Genomic DNA, 302 nt, shown 5'->3' on the forward strand with positions numbered 1-302 from the left:
CCAATGCCCTCATTAGATCATTCAAAAATATCTGGAGTCCTATTGCGAGCCCCATCTTTCAAGCAGCCGCCAACATTCTTCCACTTTGTCCAATGGAAAAGTACCCTTTCCGTCCAGCTGCTCATATGAGATGCCGAGCGCCTTTGCAAAGACTGTTTTAGGAATCTTCTTGTTTTGCAATTCTTTGTGTACGCGCCAAATCTCTATTGGTCCAGCTTTTGGATTTACTCGACCTGAGCGTACTATCATTCCTGCCATGCGTTTACCTCTTCTGAGACTCCTATTTCAGAGCAACGTTGACG

1 protein-coding gene is annotated in these 302 nt (G+C 45.4%); it reads right to left on the reverse strand.

Annotation, left to right across the window (positions count from 1 at the left end; translation table 11 throughout):
• Positions 1 to 39: 39 nt before the first annotated feature.
• Complete coding sequence (locus tag A0J57_RS26290; RefSeq protein ID WP_077204190.1) at positions 40 to 258, reverse strand: hypothetical protein; 219 nt, start codon at positions 256 to 258, stop codon at positions 40 to 42.
• Positions 259 to 302: the final 44 nt, after the last annotated feature.

It is taken from the genome of Sphingobium sp. 22B, assembly GCF_001580035.1.
GTDB lineage: Bacteria > Pseudomonadota > Alphaproteobacteria > Sphingomonadales > Sphingomonadaceae > Sphingobium > Sphingobium fuliginis.

Bases quoted from the DNA above. Each gene is read 5' to 3' on its own strand.
- A0J57_RS26290 (WP_077204190.1), bottom strand. From the start codon at position 258: ATGGCAGGAATGATAGTACGCTCAGGTCGAGTAAATCCAAAAGCTGGA.